Origin of the sequence: Oricola nitratireducens (assembly GCF_014904745.1) — a bacterium.
GTDB classification, from domain to species: Bacteria; Pseudomonadota; Alphaproteobacteria; order Rhizobiales; family Rhizobiaceae; genus Oricola; species Oricola nitratireducens.
The window spans coordinates 1-22,440 of record NZ_JACZCS010000055.1; the positions used below are offsets into that span (position 1 = coordinate 1).

The 22,440-nt window shown below is 63.0% G+C and carries 22 protein-coding genes and 3 tRNA genes; 9 read left to right on the plus strand and 16 right to left on the minus strand.

Annotated elements, in window-relative coordinates:
- Window positions 1-91, minus strand: a 91-nt coding sequence (locus tag IG169_RS23460) for a GTP-binding protein (RefSeq protein ID WP_246717558.1), incomplete at its 3' end; no start/stop codon positions are given.
- 134 nt (window positions 92-225) lie between these two features.
- Window positions 226-299: transfer RNA gene (locus tag IG169_RS23465), tRNA-Gly, on the minus strand.
- Between the two features lie 178 nt (window positions 300-477).
- Between IG169_RS23465 and IG169_RS23470 the strand changes: the two genes are divergently transcribed.
- Window positions 478-1,572, plus strand: coding sequence for a YeeE/YedE family protein (locus IG169_RS23470; RefSeq protein ID WP_193178710.1), 1,095 nt, complete (start codon window positions 478-480; stop codon window positions 1,570-1,572).
- A 100-nt stretch (window positions 1,573-1,672) separates the two neighbouring features.
- Here IG169_RS23470 and IG169_RS23475 read toward each other — a convergent pair.
- Both IG169_RS23475 and IG169_RS23480 read right to left on the minus strand, forming a co-directional pair.
- Window positions 1,673-1,746, minus strand: a tRNA-Gly gene (locus tag IG169_RS23475).
- Window positions 1,747-1,770: 24 nt separating this feature from the next.
- Window positions 1,771-1,855 (minus strand) — tRNA-Tyr (locus tag IG169_RS23480).
- 158 nt (window positions 1,856-2,013) lie between these two features.
- Here IG169_RS23480 and IG169_RS23485 point away from each other — a divergent pair.
- Together IG169_RS23485 and IG169_RS23490 are read left to right on the plus strand one after the other, a co-directional pair.
- Window positions 2,014-2,832, plus strand: coding sequence for a TrmH family RNA methyltransferase (locus IG169_RS23485; protein WP_193178711.1), 819 nt, complete (start codon window positions 2,014-2,016; stop codon window positions 2,830-2,832).
- Between the two features lie 91 nt (window positions 2,833-2,923).
- Entirely contained in the window at window positions 2,924-3,577 is a 654-nt protein-coding gene (locus IG169_RS23490; RefSeq protein ID WP_193178712.1) for a YiaD family glycine zipper/OmpA-like lipoprotein, read from the plus strand.
- Between the two features lie 48 nt (window positions 3,578-3,625).
- On the opposite strand, the gene IG169_RS23495 is transcribed toward IG169_RS23490, so the two are convergent.
- Entirely contained in the window at window positions 3,626-3,919 is a 294-nt protein-coding gene (locus IG169_RS23495) for a hypothetical protein (RefSeq protein WP_193178713.1), read from the minus strand.
- A 21-nt stretch (window positions 3,920-3,940) separates the two neighbouring features.
- Window positions 3,941-4,558 carry a TetR/AcrR family transcriptional regulator gene (locus IG169_RS23500; protein WP_193178714.1) on the minus strand — a complete coding sequence of 206 codons (618 nt, stop codon included), beginning with the start codon at window positions 4,556-4,558 and terminating at the stop codon, window positions 3,941-3,943.
- Window positions 4,559-4,836: 278 nt separating this feature from the next.
- Here IG169_RS23500 and IG169_RS23505 point away from each other — a divergent pair, with 278 nt between their 5' ends.
- Entirely contained in the window at window positions 4,837-5,784 is a 948-nt protein-coding gene (locus IG169_RS23505) for a homocysteine S-methyltransferase family protein (protein ID WP_193178715.1), read from the plus strand.
- 55 nt (window positions 5,785-5,839) lie between these two features.
- Window positions 5,840-6,106: a hypothetical protein gene (locus tag IG169_RS23510; protein WP_193178716.1), complete on the plus strand. Its 267-nt coding sequence runs from the start codon at window positions 5,840-5,842 to the stop codon at window positions 6,104-6,106.
- On the opposite strand, the gene IG169_RS23515 is transcribed toward IG169_RS23510, so the two are convergent.
- The 8 genes from IG169_RS23515 to IG169_RS23550 form a co-directional block, all read right to left on the minus strand.
- Window positions 6,099-7,154: a 4-oxalomesaconate tautomerase gene (locus IG169_RS23515; protein ID WP_193178717.1), complete on the minus strand. Its 1,056-nt coding sequence runs from the start codon at window positions 7,152-7,154 to the stop codon at window positions 6,099-6,101. The genes IG169_RS23510 and IG169_RS23515 overlap by 8 nt on opposite strands.
- On the minus strand, window positions 7,147-7,839 hold the full coding sequence (locus tag IG169_RS23520) for a 4-carboxy-4-hydroxy-2-oxoadipate aldolase/oxaloacetate decarboxylase (protein ID WP_193178718.1): 693 nt from the start codon (window positions 7,837-7,839) through the stop codon (window positions 7,147-7,149). The genes IG169_RS23515 and IG169_RS23520 overlap by 8 nt, the downstream gene beginning before the upstream one ends.
- Window positions 7,839-8,570, minus strand: a complete 732-nt coding sequence (locus tag IG169_RS23525) for a PIG-L deacetylase family protein (protein ID WP_193178719.1) — start codon at window positions 8,568-8,570, stop codon at window positions 7,839-7,841. The genes IG169_RS23520 and IG169_RS23525 overlap by 1 nt, the downstream gene beginning before the upstream one ends.
- A gap of 12 nt (window positions 8,571-8,582) precedes the next feature.
- Window positions 8,583-9,551: a VOC family protein gene (locus IG169_RS23530; protein ID WP_193178720.1), complete on the minus strand. Its 969-nt coding sequence runs from the start codon at window positions 9,549-9,551 to the stop codon at window positions 8,583-8,585.
- Window positions 9,552-9,780: 229 nt separating this feature from the next.
- Window positions 9,781-10,662, minus strand: coding sequence for an NAD(P)-dependent oxidoreductase (locus IG169_RS23535; protein ID WP_193178721.1), 882 nt, complete (start codon window positions 10,660-10,662; stop codon window positions 9,781-9,783).
- A gap of 12 nt (window positions 10,663-10,674) precedes the next feature.
- On the minus strand, window positions 10,675-13,893 hold the full coding sequence (locus IG169_RS23540; RefSeq protein ID WP_193178722.1) for a reductive dehalogenase: 3,219 nt from the start codon (window positions 13,891-13,893) through the stop codon (window positions 10,675-10,677).
- Window positions 13,894-14,058: 165 nt separating this feature from the next.
- On the minus strand, window positions 14,059-14,793 hold the full coding sequence (locus IG169_RS23545; protein WP_193178723.1) for a hypothetical protein: 735 nt from the start codon (window positions 14,791-14,793) through the stop codon (window positions 14,059-14,061).
- Between the two features lie 147 nt (window positions 14,794-14,940).
- On the minus strand, window positions 14,941-15,831 hold the full coding sequence (locus IG169_RS23550; RefSeq protein ID WP_193178724.1) for a LysR family transcriptional regulator: 891 nt from the start codon (window positions 15,829-15,831) through the stop codon (window positions 14,941-14,943).
- A 101-nt stretch (window positions 15,832-15,932) separates the two neighbouring features.
- Here IG169_RS23550 and IG169_RS23555 point away from each other — a divergent pair, with 101 nt between their 5' ends.
- A complete protein-coding gene (locus IG169_RS23555; RefSeq protein ID WP_193178725.1) occupies window positions 15,933-17,435 on the plus strand; it encodes a CoA-acylating methylmalonate-semialdehyde dehydrogenase in 1,503 nt (500 codons plus the stop codon).
- Between the two features lie 75 nt (window positions 17,436-17,510).
- Here IG169_RS23555 and IG169_RS23560 read toward each other — a convergent pair whose 3' ends face one another.
- Window positions 17,511-18,272, minus strand: coding sequence for an SDR family NAD(P)-dependent oxidoreductase (locus tag IG169_RS23560; RefSeq protein ID WP_193178726.1), 762 nt, complete (start codon window positions 18,270-18,272; stop codon window positions 17,511-17,513).
- Complete coding sequence (locus tag IG169_RS23565; RefSeq protein WP_193178727.1) at window positions 18,269-20,131, minus strand: feruloyl-CoA synthase; 1,863 nt, start codon at window positions 20,129-20,131, stop codon at window positions 18,269-18,271. Before IG169_RS23565 ends, IG169_RS23560 begins: the two co-directional genes overlap by 4 nt.
- Before the next feature lie 161 nt (window positions 20,132-20,292).
- Between IG169_RS23565 and IG169_RS23570 the strand changes: the two genes are divergently transcribed.
- From IG169_RS23570 to IG169_RS23580, 3 genes are read left to right on the plus strand one after another with little or no spacing between them, the layout of a single operon-like run.
- On the plus strand, window positions 20,293-21,081 hold the full coding sequence (locus IG169_RS23570; RefSeq protein ID WP_428982285.1) for a crotonase/enoyl-CoA hydratase family protein: 789 nt from the start codon (window positions 20,293-20,295) through the stop codon (window positions 21,079-21,081).
- Between the two features lies 1 nt (window position 21,082).
- A complete protein-coding gene (locus tag IG169_RS23575; protein WP_193178729.1) occupies window positions 21,083-21,562 on the plus strand; it encodes a MarR family winged helix-turn-helix transcriptional regulator in 480 nt (159 codons plus the stop codon).
- A complete protein-coding gene (locus tag IG169_RS23580; RefSeq protein ID WP_193178730.1) occupies window positions 21,559-22,434 on the plus strand; it encodes an amidohydrolase family protein in 876 nt (291 codons plus the stop codon). Before IG169_RS23575 ends, IG169_RS23580 begins: the two co-directional genes overlap by 4 nt.
- Window positions 22,435-22,440: the final 6 nt, after the last annotated feature.

Below are 22,440 nucleotides of genomic sequence, written 5' to 3' on the forward strand. Positions count from 1 at the left end.
CAGCCGTCAGCGACGTCTTGCCGTGGTCAACGTGACCAATCGTGCCGATGTTCACATGCGGCTTCGTGCGCTCAAACTTACCCTTCGCCATATACCTTTTCCTGTCTGTTTGGGTGGCCGAACATGGGACCCCATGTTTGGCCGGGGGACATAAGGCTTTAAACCATCATTCGCAAGGCAAAATTGCCACCGCGCCGTTGCCCGTCCGATGCGCCGAACATGCGGTGGAGCGGGTGAAGGGAATCGAACCCTCGTCGTAAGCTTGGGAAGCTTCTGCTCTGCCATTGAGCTACACCCGCCTGTGCCGCGTTGATATCCGTCCCGCCGCCATGTTGACAACAACAATTTTCGGCCGCGCCATGTCCGCCGCTCAAATTCAAGCATTGAAATATGTAAATTCTTCGGGAAGGATACCTCCCTGCGCAGCCGGTCGGGCTTTCAGCGCCCGATTCCGGCTCGCATCTGGGAGGAGTGGCGATGATTGAACAATGGCGGGAGGTCGTGGTCGAATCCGCGGCGTTCTATGTTGGCTGGGGCGGACTGCTGATCGGCGTCCTGTTCGGCTACCTGGTCTACAAAACCAATTTCTGCACCATGGGGTCCATCTCGGACATCATGTCTTTTGGCAGCTACAACCGGTTCCGGGCATGGCTGCTCGCTTGCGCCGTCGCGATACTCGGCGTGGCGGGCATCGAGGCGCTCGGCGTCGCCGACATGGCGGATTCGATGTATCTGACGCCGAACCTGACTTGGCTCGCCAACATCGTCGGCGGGCTCATTTTCGGTTTCGGCATGGTATTCGCGGGCGGATGCATCAGCCGCAATCTCGTGCGCGCCGGCGGCGGCGACCTGCGGTCCGTAGTGGTGCTGCTGATTACCGGCATTTTCGCCTTCATGACGATCGGTGGCCTGATCGGCCCGTTGCGTGTCGCCCTTTTCGATCCCGCTTCGGTGGATCTGAGCGCAAGCGGCATGGAAACGCAGCGCATCGGCGACCTGGTTTCGACGCTCACCGGAATGTCCGGCGATATTGCGAAGCTCCTGACCGTGTTCGTCATTGCCGGCGCGCTTTTGATCTATTGCTTCAAGGACCGCGGCTTCCGCGCCTCGCGGCGCGATATGGTCGCCGGCTTCGGGATCGGCCTGTGCATCGTGGCCGGATGGTTCCTGACCGGGCTTGCAGCCGATGATTTCGCCGATGTGCCGGTGCAGCTGATCTCGCTGTCCTATGTCCGCCCGACGGGTGACACGCTCGACTACCTGATGCGCTACACCGCGCTCGGCCCGCCGGGCTTCGCCGTGACGACGACGGCGGGAGCGCTGCTCGGCGGCTTCCTCGGCGCGACGGTCTCGGGCCGGCTTGCACTGACAAGCTTCGCCGATGCAAAGGATTCGGTGCGCAACATGTTCGGCGCCGCCCTGATGGGCATCGGCGGCGTGCTTGCGCTCGGATGCACCGTCGGCCAGGCGCTGACCGGTTTTTCGACGCTGGCGATCGGGTCGGCCATCACCTTCGTGTCGATCGTCATCGGCGGAATGGTCGGCGTGAAGACGATCGAGCGATTCGCCTGACAAACGGAAATTCGGGACCGGCCGCGGATCCGGTCCCGCCGCAAGGTGCATTCCAGCCGTAAAATAGTTCGCGGCATCAAAGAAAGTGGGCGCTGAAATCTGGAGCGGGTAGCGGGAATCGAACCCGCATATTCAGCTTGGAAGGCTGCTGCTCTACCATTGAGCTATACCCGCCCGCGGATTCGTCTTCCGGCCCAGTGGTGGAGGAGGTTGGATTCGAACCAACGTAGCCATAGGCAACGGATTTACAGTCCGTCCGTTTTAACCACTCACGCACTCCTCCAGAACTGGCGCCGGAGCACAACGGCCTTGTGACCGCGGTGCGCCTTATGGAGGGACGGGTATTACCTGTCAACACGCATATCCGGTTTTTCGCGTCATGCCCGCCAACATCGACATAAGATGATCGCTAAAGCGGTTCAAATCCGCTAAGGGGCGCTGATGAGCGACAACAATCCCAAAAGCAGCGGCAAGGACAGCCACTATGCGCGCCTTCGCCGAGCGCACCGCGCAGCCAACCCGCCTTCGCCCGCCGACGACCATGTCGTCATCTACGGCCTGCACTCGGTCAAGGCGGCTGTGGAAAATCCGGACCGCCGGCCGATACGCCTGCTGGCGACACGCAATGCGTTCGCCCGGCTCGATCTTGCCGATGAAATCGCGGCGCGTTGCCCGGTCGAGATCGTCGAACCGAAGGCCATCGACCGCCTGACCGGCGATGGCGCCGTGCACCAGGGCGCGGCGCTGGAGACCAGACCGCTGAAACCGAAGCGGATCGAAGCGCTCGGCGACACCAGCCTCGTCCTTGTGCTCGATCAGGTTACCGATCCGCACAATGTCGGCGCGATTCTGCGTTCCGCCGTTGCCTTCAATGCCGGTGCGCTCGTCACCACGGCGCGCCACAGCCCCGTCGAATCGGGCGTGCTCGCCAAGGCCGCCTCGGGCGCGCTGGAACACATCGACCATATCGAGGTTCGCAATCTCGCGGATGCCATCGAGACGCTTTCAAAAATCGGTTTCCAGACTATCGGGCTCGATTCCGAGGGGCCCGGAATTCTCGAAAAGACGGTCTCCGGCTCGAAAGTCGCCCTCGTTCTGGGCGCCGAGGGCAAGGGCTTGCGCCAGAAGACGCGCGAAACAGTGGACAATCTGGCCCGTCTCGACATGCCCGGAGCGATCAAGTCGCTCAACGTGTCGAACGCCGCCGCGCTGTCGCTATACGTGGCCTGCAATGCGATGGCGAAATCGGGGGATTCCTGACCCAATTTGGCCTGAATTGTGACTTTAGGGTCGCGCGAATGGCTCACTGGGCCAATATTGATTTATCTGTTCCGAGGGAAAGGACCTTTTCATGAAGAAGACAACAATCGCGGCAATGGCGGGGCTTCTCGTCTTCACGGCGGCATGCACGACCACCAATCCGTATACCGGCCAGCAGCAGATTTCCAAAACGGCGGGCGGAGCGGCGATCGGCGCCGGTGTCGGCGCACTTGCCGGCCTCGCAGCTGGCGGCGACGACCGCCGCAACGCCTTGATCGGGGCAGGCATCGGCGCTCTTGCCGGCGGCGCGATCGGCAACTTCATGGACCGCCAGGAAGCGGATCTGCGCGCCCAGCTCGCCTCCACCGGCGTCAGCGTCACCCGTGTCGGCAACAATATCATTCTCAACATGCCGTCGAACATCACCTTCGCGACCGACCAGGACCAGGTGATCCCGGCTTTCTACTCGACGCTCGATTCGGTTGCTATTGTGCTGCGTAAATACAACCAGACGCTGATCGACATCTACGGCCACACCGATTCGACGGGGTCGGACAGCTACAACCAAGCGCTCTCACAGCGCCGCGCCAATGCCGTTCTGAGCTATCTCACGACGCAGGGCGTCAACCAACAGCGCATGGTTGCGACCGGTTTCGGCGAAAGCCGCCCGATCGCCGACAATTCGACGGAGGCCGGCCGCGCCCAGAACCGTCGCGTGGAAATCCAGATCGTTCCGCTGAGCTGATCGGGGCGGGACGGGAAGACTGAAAGGGCGGCCACAAGGCCGCCCTTCTTATTTGGCGTCTTCGTCGTCCAGTTCGCCCGCTTCGCGCGCCCGCATTTCCTCGATGTCGTCCGCGATCAGGGCCAGATGCTGTTCGATCAGCGAAAGATTGGCGATCAACCCGCAGACCAGCGCCGCCACGATCAGCCCGGCGACCACGCCGAGGCCGGCGCCAAACGTCAGGTTCTCGTTTATGCCGTCGGCCCAGCGATAGCCGAGATAACCGCCGGCGGCGACGATGACCGCGGCCAGCCCCGGATTGACGGCTTCAAGAAGCTCGGCGAGGAAACGGGAAAACCACATCGGGAAACCTCTCGTGTCGGATCAGTTTTGCGTCGGCAGGAAAAGCAGTTTTACGTAGGAGCGGAACAACAGGATCTGCCGCGATAGCACCTTGGGATCGTTCACCGCCTTCGACATCACGATTCCGCCTTCCACCGTATTGGATACCATGTCCGCCAGATCCTCCATATCCACCTCTTCGCGCGGCGGATAGATCGCGACGATTTCCTCGAAAATTTGCAGGAACCTCTGACGCCATTGCAGCACCGCCTGCCGGTTGATCTCCCGGACATCCCGGTCGAACAGCCTCTCATTGTAGCAATAGGTGGCGACAAGGCATCCGGGATGCCCGCTCGGCAAATCCGCCATCATCTCCGAGAACAGCTTCAGTCCGATCAGAAAAGCATGCAATGGATCGTCATGCAGTTCGCGCGTGCGGCCGAACAGGCCGTCGAGGATTTGCTCCTCGCTCGCGAGATAGCGCAGCAAAAGCGCGCGCGCCAACTCGTTCTTGTCCTTGAAGTGATAGAAAAAGCCGCTCTTGGTGATCTCGGCTTCCGCGATGATCTCCTCGATCGAGGTCGCGCCGAATCCCTTCGACAGGATCGCCGCTTCCGCGATGTCCATCAGCTTTTCACGTGTGGCACGTCCCTTGCGCATCCTCACCTCCGCAGACTGTACCCACGGTACAGTTTTTTCGGGCCTTCTCCGTTCCGACCGAACTGCTTTTCGTTAGAGCACTGAAAAGACAGAGACAATCCGATCCGCTTTTCCGCACCACGTTCTTTCTATCCCTGCGCGACAGGAAAATCCAAGTTCCAGGCCACCGGGGACAGGCCTTTTTGACCGGCAAATCGCGTTGTGCGAGGGCAGACACTCGTCGCGCCGTCCGGTTACCGCGCGCCCCGTCCAATCTGGATTTACGAGGAAACAGGCAAATGACGAATGCATCATACCGAACCGCGCTACCGCAAATGAACGGCCGGACATTGCTCACCGATGGCGGCCTCGAGACCACGCTGGTCTTCCACGAGGGTATCGACCTGCCGTTTTTCGCCGCCTATGTACTGCTGGACAGCGACGAGGGGCGCAATAACCTGCGTGAATACTATGCACGCTATATCGACATCGCCAGGGACACCGGCTCGGGCTTCATGCTCGAAAGCCCGACCTGGCGCTGCTCGCGCGGCTGGGGCGAACAACTTGGCCACGACGCCAACGCCATCGCCCGCTACAACCGCGACGCCATCGCGCTGATGGACGAATTGCGGCAAGGCGCCGGCATCGACGAACCGATCGTCATTTCGGGCTGCATTGGTCCGCGCGGAGACGGCTATTCGCCGGAATCGCAGATGAGCGGCGACGAGGCCGAGGCCTATCACCGCCATCAGGTCGAAACCTTCGCCGGCACGAAAGCCGACATGATCACCGCGGTCACGATGACCCATGCCGGAGAAGCGATCGGCATCGCCCGCGCCGCAAGGTCTGCCGGCATGCCGGTCGCGATCTCGTTCACCGTCGAGACTGACGGCCGCCTGCCCTCCGGCCAGTCGCTCGGCGAGGCGATCCGCGAGACGGATTCCACGACCGGCAATGCGCCCGCCTACTACATGATCAATTGCGCCCATCCCGACCATTTCGCCGATGCGCTGGTCGATGACGGAACCGGCTGGACGTCGCGAATCCAGGGCCTGCGCGGCAATGCCTCGCGCAAGAGCCACGCGGAACTCGACGCGTCTGAAACGCTCGATGATGGCAATCCCGACGAACTTGGCCGGGACTACGCCAACCTCTCGTCGGCGCTTCCGAACCTGCGCGTCTATGGCGGCTGCTGCGGTACCGACCATCGCCACGTCCGCGCCATCGCCTCCTGGTGCTGCAACTGACGATCCGCGCCTGGGCCGCCGAGAGCCGGGGCGCCCTCGCCCGAAAGCTCTTCCGATGACACCCGAATCCGAGTCCACCCGCGAGGTCCTGAACCGCTATGGCGGCATCGCAACGGCCTATGACCGGCTCCACGCCCGCTGGTTGCGCCATGCGGGCGGCGAAGCACAAAGCGCCTTCGAGGGCGCGGTGATCGCTTTGGTTCGTCCCAGCGTGCGTATCCTAGACGCCGATCGGGTCCGCCGGCTGCCTTGTCGTGGCCCGGCCGCCGTGATGATGATCGACAAGCCGGGCGACGTGCCCTCGGAAATCGTCCTCAGGTAAAGACCACGCCGTCCATCAGCTTGCGGGCCGTGCGCAGCACCCCCGCGGAAACCACTTCGCCAGTATCGTCCAGCGTGGCGACCACGGAAAATTCGCCGGTCGGGTGTTCGACCGACAGCGTCTTCGGATTGCCGTCCGGAATCATGGCGATACGGGCAGCCGGACCCGCCTTGAGCAGACACGCCGTGCCGACGCTGACCGCGCCAAGCACGCCGATCGCCTTGTGGCAGCGATGCGGAATGAAGGTCCGCGTCGAGATGCAACCGCCTTGCATGGCCGGGCTGACCATCGTCATCTTCGGCACGGACTTCTCGGACACGTCGCCGAGGTTCATCATCGGACCCGCCTTCAGCCGGATGCTTTCGAGCTTGGCGCGCAAATCCGAATTGGCTTCCAGCTCTTCCGGTTTTTCCCGGCCGGTAATACCCATGTCCTCCGCCAACAGGACGACGCAGGGCATGCCGTTGTCGATCAGCGTCACCTCGACGCCGTCGATCGTGTCGGTCTCGTTGCCCGTTGGCAAAAGCGCACCGCAAGACGATCCGGCGGTATCCTCGAAAATAATGGGCTGCGCCGCCGAGGTGCCCGGCACTCCGTCGATGCGCGCGTCGCCCGCGTAATCCACCTTGCAGTCAGGCGTATTGACAGTCGCAATGGCGAGTTGGCCCGTATTCTCCATGAAGATGCGCACATCGGTCGTGCCATCCTGCGCCGGCACAAGACCGCGCTCGATGGCGAACGGGCCGACGCCCGCAAGGATGTTGCCGCAGTTCTGCGAATCCGTGACGATCGGCTGGTCGACGAACACCTGCAGGAACAGGTAGTCGACATCGGCGCCCTCGCGCTCCGACTTCTTCACGACGGCAATCTTGGACGTCAGCGGATCGGAACCGCCCATGCCGTCGATCTGGCGCGGATCGGGCGACCCCATGACCCGCAGCAGGAAGACGTCGCGTTCTGCGGTGTCGGCGGGCAGGTCGGAAGCGAGGAAGTAGCCGCCCTTCGACGTCCCTCCCCGCATCCACATGCAGCGCACGCCCTCAGACATATTTGAGGCCTTTTTCGGCGAGCCGTTCGCGCATCTTGTATATGTCTAGACCCAGCTCTCCCGCCTCGAAACGGGCCCGCTTCTCGGCCTCGTTTGCCTCGCGCGCCCGCGCCCTTTCCAGCACCGAGGCCGCCTCTTCGCGGCGCACCACGCAGACGCCGTCATCGTCGGCGACGATCACGTCGCCCGGATTGACCAGTTCGCCGGCGCAGACAACCGGCACGTTGACAGAGCCCAGCGTCTCCTTGACTGTGCCCTGCGCGAAGACCGCCTTGGACCAGACGGGAAATTCCATCTCGGTCAGGTCGCGCGTGTCGCGCACGCCGGCATCGATCACCAGGCCCTTGCAGCCGCGCACCTTGGCCGATGTCGCCAGCAGGTCGCCGAAATATCCCGCGTCGGACGGCGAGGTCGGCGCGAGGACGAGGATATCGCCCGCCTTGATCTGCTCGATAGCCACATGGATCATCCAGTTGTCGCAGGGCGGCGCGGAGATGGTCACCGCGGAAGCCGCAAGGCGCGCGCCGGAATAGATCGGCCGCATATAGGCCGCGAGCAGGCCCTTGCGGCCCTGCGCCTCGTGGACGGTCGCCACGCCGCATTCGCCGAGACCGTCGATCACCGCCTGGTCGGCGCGCTCGATGTTCTGGACGACGACGCCCGCTTCTGTCGTCGATCCCGCCATCACAGTTCATCCACGGTGCGCGGGAAGACCGACTGGAAGCCTTCCGCATATTTGCAGTCTCGGCCGCCCGCCTGGCCGCCAGAGTTGCGCTTGAAGTGGTTGGCGCGGTTCTCGGCGACGTTTTCGTAAAAGTGCCAGAGATGCTCCTGGCCCTGCATGCACTGGATCGCCGCCCATTTCTTGTCCCAGACCTCGGTGATGTCGAGGAAGACGTCAGGCTTCCATTCCATCTGCTCGGTCTGGTGCGGCTCGAACAGGTAGAGCTGCGGCGCGCCGAGCACCTTCTGGCCGGGATTGTGCCCCCAGGCCTGGGCAATCATCCGGCAGGTCAGCGCGAAGTCGGTCGTATACATGTGATCCGTGTTGTACGGATCCCATTTCGAATGGCTCATCATGAAGGCCGGCTGCACGGCGCGAATCACATCGACCATGCGGTCCTGCGTCTCGCGGCCGAGATTGAGCGGATAGTCGCCGACATCGAAGAACTGGATGTCGTGGACGTCAAGCGCCTTGGCCGCGTTCTCGGCTTCCTTGCGGCGCTCGGTCTTCACCGTTTCGAGCGTCATGCCTTCCTTCTTCCAGAGCTTGGCGCTTTCACCGCGCTCGCCATAGGACAGGCAGACGACCGTGACGTCGTAGCCGCGTTTCTGATGCAGTGCGATCGCGCCGCCGCAGCGCCAGACGAAGTCGGCTGAGTGCGCGCTGATTACCAATGCGGTCTTGTTTGCCATTCTTTTTGGCTCCTATGAGTTCGGTTTGCCGGGAACCGGCGGGGTACCGTGGGTATGGAAACTTTCGATCGTCTTGAGGCCCCAGGCCTGGCCCTTTTTACGTTCCGCCTCGGTCCAGACGACCGTCTCCCAGTCCGGCGCCAGGATCAGCCGTGCGCCGGCATTGGCCAGTTCGACGCGGTTGCCGGCTGGCTCCCACACGTAGAGAAAGAACGTGCCCTGGATCGCGTGCTTGTGCGGTCCGGTCTCGATATGCACACCGTTCTCCAGGAAGATGTCGGCGGCGCGCAGGATGTCCTCGCGCTGGTCGGTGGCATAGGTGACATGGTGAAACCGGCCCTGCCCGCCGCCATGTTCTTCCGTGCAGGCGAGATCGTAGGTCTTGTTGTTGACAGTGAACCAGCAACCGCCGATCCGGCCGTTATCCAATTGGATCATCTCGGTCACGCGGCTGCCGAGGCAGGTCACCATGAACTCGCGGAAGACGGACACGTCCTCGGCGAGAAGGTTGAGGTGATCGAGCCGCCGCGGGCAGGCGCCCTGCGCATGGAATTTGCTCGCCAGGTTCTTCAGCGCCGGCGTGTCCTCCGGACCGGGTTCGTAACGTCTGGTGTCCCAGTAGATCTCGAAGACATGCTCGAACGGATCCTCGAAGCGATAGGCCTTGCCGTGACCAAGATCGCCGTCCACCCATCCGATGGATTTGAACCGACTTGCCTCGATCGCGTCGACCCGGCGCATCAGAGCCGCTTCCGACGAGGCGCGATAGGCGATATGGCCAACGCCCGTCGTCTCCGAGCGCGTCAGCTTCAGTGTGTGGAACTCGTAATCATCCCAAGCGCGCAGATAAACGGAATCGTCGTCGCGACCGCTTTCCTTCAGGCCGTAGACCCGGGTGAAGAAATCGAGGCTTTCCTCGAACTTGTTCGTCAGCACTTCCACATGCCCGAGATGGGCGATGTCAAAACAGGGTTCGGTCATATCCCGCCGTTCATGTTGGTTTCACAGCTGCAATTTTCCGTGCGGCCCGAATGCGCCCGCGCGACCTCCTCCGTTGCTTTCGCGAACAGAATACAATGTTTAGCGCAGCGACATTGCGCCAGCCAATTCGAGCGTGGCTCCTTCTATAAGATTTCTCTATAGGCCGCCGCCGCGACAGAGATTTCACTGCCTTCAGTCAGCACGTATCGACCTCGAAAGTCGTTGTGGCTCAGCGGCTTGCCTTGCGCGCAGCCAAGACGGTGTCGGCGATGGCTCCGAGATCGTCATTCTCGCTGACCGCGCATCCGAGGTTTCCGACCTCGTCGTGCAAGCTCGCGATCGCGTCGGCCAATTCGCCACCATTGGCAAAACCCAGTTCACGCATGGAGTTGGCGGATTCGCGCATCTCGGCCGCGCGGCGCACGCCGTGCCGCATCATGCGCTCGAACTGGTATTCGGCAAAATCCGGCCAGCCAAGCACCTTGTAGGAACCCGAGAGCGATGTGTAGACCTCGTCGAAACAGCCGGCCTGCCGCGCCGCCGCGATTGCCTGCACGGTGATTGCTTCAAGTCCCTTCACAAACAGGCTGCGGATCATCTTGATCGACGTCGCCGCGCCGACCTCGTCACCCACGACCGTGAAATCGAACTCCAGACGCTGAAGCGCCTCGGCGATCTCGCCGCCATGATCGCCGGCGATCAACACCGGCGTCCTGTGCCCGCGCGGATGCACCGGCGCCATTACCGCCATGTCGACGTAACGGGCGCCCCTGCCGCGCACCAGCGCCGCCGTCTCCTGTTTGCGTTTCGCGGAGACTGAGTTGATGTCGACATAGACCTGACCCTCCGTGAGCCCGTTTTCGATGGATCGCGCCGCCTCGAGACTGCTTGCTGCTGTCACGGCCGAGATGATCCAGTTCGCACCCTCGATAGCCGCGACCGGGCCGTCTCCCAACGCAACGCCGAGATCGGCGGACGCCTTCTCGATCTCGCTCGAACGGTCCGTGCCCTGCAGGATGTCGAAGGCGGTGAAGCGTCCGGTGCCGAGGGGTTTCAGGCTACTGACAAAAGCCCGCGCGGCTTCGCCAAATCCGATGAATCCGATGTGCATGATGGTCTGTCCCTAGAGATCGATCGTGACGATACCGCCGTCTTCGGCCGCCCGCGACTGGCAGAGGATGATCGCATTCTCGCGCTGTTTTTTCGACAGTACGAAATCGCGATGCTCCACCGAGCCGGAAACCAGACCGCATTTGCAGACACCGCATATACCGTCGGAGCATTTGACGTCGATATGGATCCCGTTTTCCGCGAGCACGTCGGTTGCGGTCTTGTCGGCCGGTATCAGGAATTCCTTGCCAGACTTCGCCAGCCGCAAAGTGAACGGATGGTTCTCCCATTCCGGCAAGTCCGGCACCGAGAAATATTCCAGATGCCGCGCCTCCTCCGGAAAGCCCTGCCGCTCTGCCGCCTCGATCACGCCCTGCATGTAGCGGTCCGGTCCGCAGGTATAGACGTGCCAGCCTTGCTCGTAACCCGACAGCACCTTGTCGAGATCGGCCCGCGTCCCCTCCGCAGTTACGTGAACATAGACATGATCATGCCACGGCACATCGGCGAGATCGTCCAGATAGCCTGCCATGTCACGGGACCTGACCGAATAGTGCATCGCGAAATCCGCGCCGATGGCATGCAGCCGGTGCGCCATCGCGATCATCGGCGTGATCCCGATCCCTCCACCCATCAAAAAGATTTTCGTCGCCGTCTCGTCGAGCGGAAAATGGTTGATCGGCTTTGATATGAAAACCCTGCGGCCTTCGGCGAAGATGCGGTGCATCAGTTTCGAGCCGCCCCTGCCCTCGTCCTCGCGCAGCACGCCGATCTGGTATTTCGACCGATCGGCAGGATCGCCCGACATCGAGTATTGCCTGAGATATTCCGGTGCGACGACGATATCGAGATGCGCGCCGGCCTCCCATTCCGGCAGGTCCGAGCCGTCGAGCGCGCGGAACTCGTACTTGGTGACGTCGTCCGTCATCTTCTCGGCCTTGGAAACGACGGCGCGCAGCACCGGGCTTTCCCCGGCAGCGGTGTAACGGTGGACGTGGCTTTCGTCGCCCTCGTCCAGTCGCGCCCTGTATTCGTCCGCCGTGATCAGCGCCTGATAGGCCTCGATGCCCTTCTCCCGGTCCATCGGGAACGGATAGGGCCACGGATGGGGCGCGAGATCGGCCGGATAGACGGCTAGCGTCTGGTCCTCGTATTTGAGGTCGAGATCGATCTGCAGGTCGCGCCGGTTGACCGGATGCCTGGTCGGCCGGTAACCGCCGTCCTCCTCGATCTCGAGATCCCACCACCATTTCTTGATGTCGTTCAGGCCGCCATTGCCGACCGCGTCGTCCAGCTTCGCGAGCCAGGGCGCCGCGGACGGAATGTTGGACGCCATCCAGCGGAACGGCGCCTCCGCGAACAGGCCTTCCAGGTTCCACGGGCAGGTCTTCATGCAACGCCCGCACATCGCCCCGCCTTCCGTGGTGATACGGTAGGTCGCGCATTTCTGGCTGTCGGATTTCCAGATCTCGTAACCGTTGAACATCAGCTTCGGTCCGGCCGTGATCGCCCCCGACGGGCATTCGCGCGCGCATTTATTGCAATTCTCGCAAAAGTTCTGCAGTCCGAAATCGATCGGCTTGTCATGCGCCAACGGCATGTCCGTCGTCACGACGCCGGATTTCAGCCGCGGGCCGAGATAGGGATTGAGGATCACCTCGCCGATGCGGCTGACCTCGCCGAGGCCCGACAACAAAAGCAGCGGCGGCTGCAGCACCTCGCCGTCCAGAACGGTATGCGCCTTGGCCTTGTAGCCGAGATTGCGGATCTGCCTGGCGATGACGCCGCCGAGCAGCGAAAAGCGCAGATAGGCGCGCATCGACTGGGCGACCGAGATCCAGTCATCGCCCGACGCGCCTTCCATGGTCTCGTAGCCCTGGTCGACGATCATCGAAATTGCCTGGTCGTGCGGCGGATCGATCGGCTCACCGGTCGCGTCGTGCGAATACCAGGCCCAGTCCGGGCAACGCGACAGGCCCACCGCATCGACTCCGAGAAAGTAACTGGCCGCCTTGATGTTTTCGGCGTTGCGTCGTGCGTCCTTCGCCGTGGCCGGAATGTCCGCCGCCGGCTCGCCGTCCTGCAGCAGAACAAAGGCGCCGAGCACGCGGCGCTGTCCCATCGACGGCGCGGCCTTGCGCGCGTAATGCCCGCCCTTCGCGCCGTCCTGGCAGGCCCTGCCCATGTCGCCGAATTGCGCGCGGGCGAACATATCGGTGCGTTTCGGCACCCGGGCTACCCGCTCTTCATCGATGAAGGTCGTCGGCTCGTCGATCCGCTTCAGCTTTTCGAACGGATGCGCCCCGTCGACGAAACGCCGGTTGGCGTATGGCTCGCGGTTGAAGGCGTTCTTCGCAATGCCTGCGCCGACCCACCAGGCCGGGCCCCTGGTCCGCCAGAACGGTTGCTCGGACAGTGCCGCCAGCGGGAGATCCGTTTCCATGGCGAAGGTCGTCGTCACCGCTGCGACGCCGAACCGGTCGCCGGCATAGGGATTGACCAGCCTGCCGCCCTCGGCGCGCGCCAGCCCCGCCGCGACCGTCAGCCGGTTGAGATCGACATCCGAAGACGTGCCGGTGTGCGCCTTAGCATCGAAGCCGAGGAGCCGGATATAGTTGGCGATGACGACGGCGGTCTCGGAAGCCCGCAAACAGGCGCGTTCGGCCTGCGCGTCGATTATCCATTCCGCGCCCGGCTCGTCCGGCCTCGGATCGCGCGGATATTCGTAGAGAAACACGATCGCGTGGCTGTGCCCGTCGATGGTCGACGGCGGTGCCTCCATCGATTCCTTGAGATCGGCCATGATCATGTCGATGCCCGACGCCAGCGTCTTGGTCTGACGGGTCTTGAGATCATGCGCCAGCCGGTCGATGGCCGGATTGCGGATCGGTTCATCGAGCAACGCGGTTCCCGGCAGTGCGCAAATCCCGATCATGCTGGCGTCGGAAAAATAGCCGAAACCCTTGATGTGGTTGGCGCGCTCGACCGGGTCATCCGGGCAGCCGGCTTTCGCCTTGTTGACGAGGCCGTCGCGGATCGCGTCCAGCATCGCCTGGTATTCGCCCATGGCGTTGACCAGGCTTTCAGGCTTATCCGGCCGCTCGAATGTGAGCCCCGCCATCGCCGGCACATCGGCGAAATCGGGCATGGCCGCCGCCCGGTCCAGCCGCTCCAGAGGATACGGTCCCATATGCACCGGCCGGTGCCGATCGGAAAAGAAACGAATGCCCATGCCTCCACCCGTGAACATCCGCGCCGAAAACGGCGCATGATCGTTCACGTGTTAAGCTAATCGGGCGCAATGCGCTACCGGCGGACGCATATCCGATTGGCGCGGGATGACTGTTGGAGAATACGCGCGCGGCCAGCCCGCCCATGGCAGGCGGCGCTCCACGGGTTACAGATATGGTTGGTGTTTGAGGCGATGCCCTGCCGCGCGCCGTATTTTCGTGTCGGGGAGCGACAGGGCGTATCGCGCCAGGGAATGACATTCCCGCAGCACTTCGTCGACCTCGTAGCGAAACCGTTTCCGGCGTCCCGGCGGATAACCGGGCCGCAGGACCGACAGACGGCGTGGGCGGTCGTCGGTTCTGGCCTCGGACCGAGCGCGCCAGCGAGCGAGGCGACGGGCCTGTCCGGGGAGATCGTCCAGCGCGCGCTTCAGCGCGTGCAGGCGGCAGCAGAGACGTTCCGCATTGACGGGATCGTCGGGCGACGGGAACCAGTCTTCCGGGATCGGGGCTGGTTCGGAAAGCCCAATGAAAGTGATGCGCGGAAACGACTTGGGACGACGTCGGGGCGGGACGAACGAAAAACGCTTGAGCGGATCGAGCAGCGGGAGGGCCGGTGTCGCGCCGACGGTATCGACCTTCGCGGATCGAGGCTTGGGGCCGGGCCCGGGAGTAACTCCGGGAATATTCCGCACCTCGACGACCACCCCGCGGGCCGCGATGACGATCAGACGACGGACAGCAGATTCAGCGGGGCGCAGGATGCGCAGCACGAGCGAACGCAGATGGCGCGGCAGCGTGGCTACGCTCCCGCCCTCACCCAGACCGACCAGGGCGAACAGCGCCATGACGATGCGCTCGAGTGCCTCGCGGTTGCGTTCTATCGCCAAGTCCCAGTTCATTCGGTTTCATCACTCTCCGTTTCGCGCCCCGGCACCCGCCCTCCTTGTCGGACAGAATGCATCCGGGGAGAGGGCATCAAGAGAATAGGAGAAGCTGGAGAGCGGTGGACAAGTTTTGTCCGGCGACCTCGTGTCGAGCCTTCCGTCTCACCTGTCGCGCACGAACCGCCCCGCTTCCGCCTTCACGATCTCGTTGAGAAACCCGGTCGCCGCCCTGATGCGCGCAAGCCCGCGCAGGCTCTCGTGATGAACGATCCAGTAGGCGCGTTGCGCCGAAAGTTCCGGCAGGACCGGCACCAGCTCCGGATGGCCGGCGGCGAGATAATCGTGCAGAACGCCGATACCCGCGCCTGCACGCACGGCCTCAAGCTGACCGGTCGCGCTCGAAATCTCGATCCGCGACCGCCACCCGGACCAGAAGGATGCCGCATAATTGAGCGACGCCGCATAGATCAGGTCTTCCACATAGCCGACGAGCCGGTGATCACGCAGGCCGTCGGTCGATAGCGGCAGGCCATGCGTTCCGGCGTATGCGCGCGAGGCGTAAAGGCCGAGCGTGTAATCCGTCAGCTTCTGTGCGATCAGGCGGCCCTGCTCCGGCCGGCCGACCATCACCGCGATATCAGCCTCGCGCTTCGACAGCGAGAAGGCTTGCGGCACGGGCACGAGCTGAACGGTAAGCTTTGGGTGACGGTTGGAGAATTCCGCCAGCCGCGGCGCCAAAAAGGAAACACCGAACCCGTCCGGCGCACCGATGCGCACCGTGCCGGACACCTGCAGTTCCGCTTCGCTCAGGACCGACTGCGCCTGCATGAATTCCGCCTCGATGCGCTCCAGCGATGCGGCAAGCGCCTCGCCGTCTTCCGTCAGTTCGCAGCCATTGGCACGCCGGATCAAGAGATTCGCTCCGACCGATTTCTCCAGCGCTGCCATCCGCCGGCTGAGCGTCGCCTGGTTGATTCCGAGCGCCTTTGCGGCGCCTAGCATCTGCCCGGCCCGCGCAACCGCGAGAAACAGCCGTCCGTCTTCCCAGTTCATTCACGAAACCTATGCAAATTTGCATAACGAATTTGAGAACTATCGCATTGTTATGACAGAATTGCCATGGGATACGCCATCCACACCCAGGAGGATTTCCCATGACCAAGCTTGCCCACTATATCGCCGGCGCCCGCACCGAAGGTTCGTCGGACCGCAGCCAACCCGTCTTCAATCCCGCCACCGGCGAGAGCGAGAAGACTGTCGTCCTCGCCTCCGTGCAGGACGTCAACGAAGCCGTCGCGGCCGCCAAGGCCGCATGGCCGGAATGGTCGAGGACTCCGGCGCTGCGCCGCGCCCGAATCCTCGACAAGTTCAAGACCATCCTGTGGGAGCGCGCCGACCAACTCGCCGAAGCGATCTCCGCCGAACACGGCAAGACCCATGACGACGCGCTCGGCGAAGTGACGCGCGGGCTGGAAGTGGTCGAATTCGCGACCGCCGCGCCGACCCTGCTCAAGGGCGAGTTCTCCGAAAGCGTCGGCACCGGCGTCGATACGCACTCGATCCGCCAGTCGCTCGGCGTTGTCGCCGGCATCACGCCGTTCAACTTCCCGGCCATGGTCCCGATGTGGATGTTCCCGGTGGCACTCGCCTGCGGCAACACCTTCATCCTGAAGCCGTCCGAGCGCGACCCGTCACCGTCTCTGCTGATCGCCGAATGGCTGACCGAGGCCGGCCTGCCCGAGGGCGTCTTCAACGTCGTCCAGGGCGACAAGGTCGCCGTCGACACGCTGCTGCACCATCCGGACGTCAAGGCGATTTCCTTCGTCGGCTCGACCCCGATCGCCAAATACATCCACGTTACCGGAGTTACCAACGGCAAGCGCGTCCAGGCGCTGGGCGGCGCCAAGAACCACATGATCGTCATGCCCGACGCCGATCTCGACATGGCCGCCAACGCACTGATGGGCGCGGCCTTCGGTTCGGCTGGCGAGCGCTGCATGGCGATCTCGGTCGCGGTTCCTGTCACCGATGCCGTTGCCGACGCGCTGATCGAGAAACTTGTGCCGAAGATCGAGGCGCTGAAGATCGGCCCGGCCGCCGACCGCGCCTCCGAGATGGGTCCGGTCGTCACCAAGCAGGCGCAGGAGAAGATCCTCGGCTATATCGACGCAGGCGAGAAGGAAGGCGCGAAGCTCGTCGTCGACGGCCGCAGCTTCAAGCAGCAGATGCAAGGCTACGAGAACGGCTATTATGTCGGCGGCACGCTGTTCGACCATGTCACACCGGACATGTCGATCTATCGCGACGAGATCTTCGGGCCGGTACTTTCGGTGGTGCGCCGTGACTCGTACCAGGACGCCGTCGACCTGATCCACGGTCACGAATACGCCAACGGCACTGCCGTCTTCACCCGCGACGGCGACACGGCGCGTGCCTTCTCGCAGGATATCGAGGTCGGCATGGTCGGCATCAACGTGCCGATCCCGGTACCGATGGCGTTCCACTCCTTCGGCGGCTGGAAGGCTTCGATCTTCGGCGACCACGCCATGCACGGTATGGAGGGCGTGCGGTTCTACACGCGCATCAAGACGACCACCACGCGGTGGCCGACGGGCCAGCGCAGCGATCCGCAGTTCACCATGCCGACGCTCGGCTGACCTTGAGCTTCAATAAAATACGGCCGCGCCGGGATGACCGGCGCGGCCGTTTTTGCGTTCAAGTCGGTGCAAGGCTTATTTCGGCGCCATGCGGATCGCACCATCGAGGCGGACGACCTCGCCGTTGAGATACGTGTTCTCGACCATGAAGCGGGCCATTTCGGCGAATTCGGCCGGCTTGCCGAGGCGAGACGGGTACGGAATGGCCGCCGCGAGGCTCGACTGCACCTCTTCGGGCATTCCCTGCAGCAGCGGCGTCAGGAAGATGCCCGGCGCGATCGTGTTGACGCGAATGCCGAAGCGGGCCAGTTCGCGCGCCGCCGGCAACGCCATCGACACGATCCCGCCCTTCGACGCCGAATAGGCCGCCTGGCCGATCTGGCCGTCGAAGGCCGCCACCGAGGCGGTGTTGATGATGACACCGCGCTCGTTGTCGTCCAGCGCATCCTGCGTGGACATCCGCGCCGCCGCGACGCGCAGCATGTTGAACGAGCCGATCAGATTGACCCGGATCACTTTCTCGAAATCGCCAAGCGGCATCGGCCCTTCCCGGCCAACGATACGCGACGCCGGGCCGATGCCGGCGCAATTGACGAGAATGCGCAGGTTTCCGAAGCTTTCCACCGCCGCGTCGACCGCGCGGTCGGCGTCGTCTTCCTTGGAGACGTCGCCGGCAACGGCGACGCCGCCGATTTCCTGCGCCGCCTTGGCGGCCGCTTCGGCGTTGAGGTCGAAGACCACCACATTCGCGCCCGCCTTGGCGAAGAGATCCGCCACCGCCCGTCCGAGACCGGACGCGCCGCCCGTGACGATTGTGCCTGCACCTTCAAGTTTCATGCTTTTCCCCTTGGTTTTCGCGCGAGAAATACGCGCCGGTCATGATTGTTGTAGAGCGATTCCGCGAGATCGTCGCGATTGCGCAGAACGGCGCGCTGATTGATCGATCCCTTGTCGGTAAGCTCGCCGGCGTCGAACGACAACTCGTCGCCCAGAAATATCGCCCGAACGACCCGGGTGGCCGATCCCGTCGACTGCCCCACATGCGCCTCCAGCAGTTCCGTTATCTTTTCGCGAACGGCGTCGTGCGCCAGCACGGACGCATCACTCAGGCCGTCCGCATCGCCGATCAGTTCGCGCAGTTTGGGATAGAACGGGATCAGGATCGCGCCGAGTTCGTCGCGGTTCTCTCCGACCAGAACGATATCGCGCACATACCCCTTGAACTGGTCGACAAGCCTGGCTCGCAACGCCCCGACCGCGACCCAGGTTCCGGTGCGCAGCTTGAAGTTTTCGGTGATGCGTCCGTCGAAAAAGAAGCCGCGCGCGGCGTCACCCGGCACCGCGAAGCGCAGCGCGTCGCCAAGCCTGTAAAAGCCTTCCTCGTCGAAGGCTTCGGCCGTCAGCCTCGGATTGCGCCAGTATCCCGGTGTAACCGATGGCCCCTTGATCCGCACTTCGAGCTTTTCGTCATGCGGAACCAGTTTCAGCGTCAGGCCCTGGGAGGGGACGCCGACATTGCCGGCAACGTCCTGTTCCTCCATGCACATCAGCGCGAACGGCGCGGTCTCCGTCGCGCCGAGCCCGGTGCCGAGGAAGATACGGTAACCGGTCGTCTGTACCGCCAGTTCGTTCAGCCGGTCCCAGGTATGCTGGCCCATCGACGCGGCCGCATACATCATCATCCGGAGCCGCCCGAAGAAGCTTTTCCTCAGGACATCGTCCTTCTCCATCGCGTCCACGAGCACCTCATAGCCGGCCGGCACGTTGAAATACCAGGTCGGCGATACCTCGCGCAGATTGCGAATGGTGATCTTCATGCCTTCCGGCGACGGCTTGCCGTGATCGATGTAGAACGTGCCACCGTTGAAGATGACCATGTTGAACACCTTGTTGCCGCTGGCCACATGGCTCCACGGCGCCCAGTCGACAACGACCGGCGGGTCCTCGCGCATGAAGGCGTAGCAGTCAGTCACCATTTCGATGTTCGAACACAGCATGCGGTGCGTCGTGATGACCGCCTTGGGCGAACCCGTCGTGCCGGAGGTGAACAGGAACTTGGCGACCGTGTCCGGTCCGACCTTTCGGTGCGCCGCATCGACCTCCGGTCCGGATTCGGTATCCAGAACATCCGCGAAGAGATGGCAATCGCGCCCGTCATGGATCGGCTCCCGCACCACGACCGCCGGAATGTCCGGGCCGAACACCATATCAATCGCCCGCTGGTAAGCCGAACCGTCTTGCGCAAACACCATGCCGGGCGTCAGTTGGCCCGCAATGTCGCGCAGCTTGGCGCAATCTTCGGAGATCAGCGAATAGGCGGTCGATACCGCGGCCGACGGAATGCCGACATGCTGTGCGCCAAGCGCCAGCAGCGCGTGTTCGATGGAATTGTGCGAAAGGATGAGGAGCGGGCGTTCCGGCGACAGGCGCTTTTCAAGCAGGAAGGCGGATATCGCGCGGACTTTGCCAAGCGCATCTCCGTAGGTGATCTCCCGCCACGCGCCCGAATCGTCGCGTTCGGCCATCCAAACCCGGTCCGGCGCGTTTTCTGCCCAATAGACCAGGCGGTCGGTGACCCTGTCCGGATAGGCACCGAGCGGGTCCTTCCTGGAGACGATCCAGGTTCCGTCCGGCCGTTTTTCGGTGACGATTTCGGGAGACCAGGTCTCGATCTCCCTTAATGGTGCGATGGACATCACTTCCTCCCGGATCCGTCCGTCTAGATGTTTGTGCCTTCCAACGTCTGTTGACGCAATGGCGCGAATTCGTATAATTCAGAAAAGTATCCTAGTAAACTATTTCGCCGGAATATATCTGGGCCGTAGCAGCGACAATCGAGCAGGGTGGAAACATGGACATGGCGGTGAACGAGAACTTCATCACCTACGAGCTGGACGGCGACGTCGCGCTCATCGGACTGAACAGGCCTGCCAAGCGCAACGCCATCAGCGACGCCTTCGTCGAAGCCATCGCCGCAGCCGTGCAACGCGCCGAAAGCGAAGCGAAAGCCGGCGTCATTTACGGCCATGGCGACCATTTCTGCGCCGGCCTTGACCTAGCGGAACATGTAAAGAAGTCGCCGGTCGAAGGAATTCGCGGATCGCGGCGCTGGCATGCGGTCTTCGCGATGATCGAGCATGGCACCATTCCGTGGATTGCGGCGCTGCACGGTGCCGTCGTCGGCGGCGGGCTGGAACTGGCCTCCTCGACGCATATCCGCGTCGCCGAAAGGAATGCCTTCTTCGCCCTTCCGGAAGGCCAGCGCGGAATATTCGTCGGTGGCGGCGGCTCTGTGCGCGCCGCCCGGCTGATGGGTGTCGCCCGGATGACCGACATGATGCTGACGGGACGCGTCGCCTCCGCCGAGGAAGCAGAGGCGTGGAACCTCGCGCAATATGTGGTCGAGCCGGGCGAAGCCAGGGCCAAGGCGATCGAGCTTGCGAAGAACGCGGCAAGCAACGCCGAACTCTCCAACTTCGCCGTCATCCACGCCTTGCCGCGTATCCAGGACATGGCGAAGGAAGACGGCCTCTTCGTCGAATCGATGATGGCATCGTTCACCGCGACCAGCCCCGAGGCCGAGGCGAGGCTGCAAGCCTTTCTGGACAAAAAGGCAAAGCGCCTGAACATACCGAAGAAGGACTGAGATGCAGGATCTCGACGTCAAGGACACCGTCGCCGACGAAGTCGACATGCGCGACCTCGTCGATTCGCTTGGCTTCCTCACCCGGCTTGCCCAGGTACACACTTACGAATTGTTCTTCGAGGATCTCGGCGATGACGGCCCGCGTCCGGGCGAGTTCTCGACCCTGATTCTGCTCGAACGCAACCCGGGCATCCGGCAGGGCGTGCTGGCGCAGAAACTGCGCATCAAGCCGGCCCACATGACCAAGCTCGTCCGCGCCTTCGAGGATCGCGGCTTTGTCGAGCGCATCATCCCCGATCACGACCGCCGCTCGGTGGAACTCGCCCTGACCGCGCTCGGCAGGAAGTACGTCGCCGAACACAGGCCGGCTTTCCTGGAACACGAAACCCGGAAACCGCCGACGCTCACAGCGTCCGAAATCAGGACGCTGAAACATCTTTTACGCAAATATGTCGGCATGGCCGCGGAGGACCGATCATGAATTTCGACGCACTGACAGCGTTCGACATCCACACCCATGCCGAGGAGCCCTGCTGCGGCCCGCGAGACGACGGCTATGACGAGTTTCAGGCCGGCATGGCGGCCTATTTCAAGAATCCGGCCGGCGCGAAGGGCATGCTGCCCACGGTCCAGGACACGGCCACCTATTACCGCGAACGCAATATCGGCTGCGTGATCTTCCCGGTCGACGCGGAGCGCGAGACGGGGTTTCGCCGCTATTCCAACGAGGAGGTCGCGCGTATCGCGGCCGAGAACTCCGACGTCATGATTCCCTTCGCCTCGATCGATCCGGCCAAGGGCAAGGCGGGCGCCCGCGAGGCGCGCCGCCTGGTGCGCGAGTTCGGCATACGCGGCTTCAAGTTCCATCCGACGATGCAGGGCTTTTATCCGAACGACCGTAACGCCTATGTCCTCTATGAGGCCATCGAGGAGGAAGGCGCGGTCACGCTGTTCCATACCGGCCAGACCGGCGTCGGTGCGGGCATGCATGGCGGCATGAGCATGCGGCTGAAATATTCCAATCCGATGTATCTCGATGATGTCGCCGTCGATTTTCCGGATCTGAAGATCATCCTCGCGCATCCGTCCTTCCCCTGGCAGGAGGAGGCGCTGTCGGTGGCGACCCACAAGCCCAATGTCTACATCGACATGTCCGGCTGGTCGCCGAAATATTTTCCGAAGATTCTGATCCAGTACGCCAACACGATCCTGAAGAAGAAGATGCTCTTCGGCTCGGACTGGCCGGCGATCACGCCGGACCGCTGGCTCAGCGACTTCGAAAAGATCGAGATCAGGGATGAGGTGCGCCCACTCATCCTGAAAGACAACGCACGAAGGCTGTTAGGTTTTTAACCGGGC